At 54.3% G+C, this 1,744-nt stretch carries 2 protein-coding genes; both read right to left on the bottom strand.

Annotated features, from left to right (window positions below; all coding sequences use genetic code 11):
- The coding region (locus V6D20_01025) for an Nramp family divalent metal transporter (GenBank protein ID HEY9814379.1) at positions 1 to 597 on the bottom strand (597 nt) is incomplete at its 3' end.
- Between the two features lie 220 nt (positions 598 to 817).
- On the bottom strand, positions 818 to 1,744 hold a 927-nt coding region (locus V6D20_01020), incomplete at its 5' end, for a dihydrodipicolinate synthase family protein (protein HEY9814378.1).

Here is a 1,744-nt window from a genome sequence, read left to right as displayed (position 1 = left end):
CCTCTCGTGGATGGCGTAGCCAGTGTAGAATGCGGAGTTAATTGAGAAGTTGGTCCCGATCAACGCAATCAAAAGAAATCCAGCCTCAGCGGGAATGCTCGGGACTAATCCTTTGGCGGCAGCTATCCAATTCGGATCGCTGAGAATGGTTGAGGCTAGAAAGCCTACCGACATCAACCCGATCAGAGCGACGAGAAGACGCTCCATCGCCTTGTACGTATTTCTCAGGGCGATAAGAAGACCCACAGCGACGGTACAAGCGAGAGTCCAGCCTACAACGGAACCGCCTATGAGTAGGCTGAGAGCAAGACCAGAACCTACGGCATTACCGACCGCAAACATCAAGGTGATTGAAAAAACACCGAGCCCTGCTAATACTCCGACTGGGCGCCCGAGTTTTCGTTTTGTTATAGCGACTACTGATTCGTTGGTTGCCAGCCCAAGCCGAACTGCCATATCGTTAAAGACGAACATGAGCACTGCTGATACCAAGATAACCCACAATAGGACGTATCCATATTGGCTACCTGCTTGGACAGCGGATGTTAGGGCGCCAGGTCCGAACCTCCAGGCGCCAGCTACGAAGGCAGGCCCCATGAGGGCAAGCATTTGTGGAACTGAAAGTGAAAATCGTGAGCGATTATCAGCTGTTGATGAAGAGGCGGTACTTGGATTTTGCTTTGAGCCACAATTCATCTTTTTCTCCTGGATAGGCTTATATTTTATAAGAAGGAGCGAGAGATTGGCCAGACGGTGATACCCCCTGGGGCACCACCGCCAGGTAATAACTGTCTCTTAGACAAGCCCACCTTAAGGCTCAGGCCAGTCCGGCTTCACGCATGGCGTCAGCAATCTGTTGATCTGCGCCTTCAGCGAGCGGGCGCAGAGGTGCACGTACAGTGGCGTGATCAAGAATTCCGCGAGCTACGAGTGCCCACTTGAGCGCCACGGTGCCTTCCATGTGCGAGCCCCGGTGGTAGACATTCTTGGTCACGGGAAGCAGTCGATCATGAAGTTCCCGCGCCTTAGCGTAGTCCTTGGCCTTGCCAGCTTTGATCATCTCGATAAGTGGCTCGGGAGCAATACCACCGTAACCTACCAGTGCTCCATCCACATCGAACATGGTGTGCAGCAGGTACTCATCGTGGCAAGTCAGGATTTGCAGGTCCGGCTGCTCAGCGCGAATCACAGGAATTTCTGTGTCCCAGCGCTTCATGTTACGCACACCGTTTTTCATGGCAAAGACGCCAGGCTGCGCTGCAATATCAAGCTGTGTCTGAAGGTTGTAGTTGGCCTTGGTGTTATCCGGGTACTGGAAGAGAATGAGTGGCAGCCCACTTTCAGCGTGGATGCGGCGGTAACGCTCCTGCGGTGCACCTTCTTGGTAGCCGAACCGCAGCCATCCATGTGACGGGTAGACCAGCCCCGCAGAAGCGCCAGCCTTGACTGCACGCTTGGCTTCTTCAGCAGCAACGTAATCGCCTTCGCCTGTGATGCCAGCGATGATGGGAATTTCACCTTTCACCGATTCGACGAATGCTTCGATGACGCTTGTTTGCTCTTGGGAGGTGAGGAAGGTGCCTTCCCCGGCATGGCCTAGCACTACCAACCCTTTGACACCATCGATGCTTCCCAGCCAGGCGCCTAATTTGTTGATCGCCGCGTAGTCGATTTCGCCATCACGGGTGAAGGGGGTGACCGGTGCGGGTGTAAGGCCTCGGAGGTCCAGACTCATGGTAATTCC

Source organism: Candidatus Obscuribacterales bacterium (assembly GCA_036703605.1).
In the GTDB taxonomy this organism is placed as follows: domain Bacteria; phylum Cyanobacteriota; class Cyanobacteriia; order RECH01; family RECH01; genus RECH01.
Note: the sequence above shows the minus strand (reverse complement) of the source record. Positions and strands in the feature narration are given on the sequence as shown.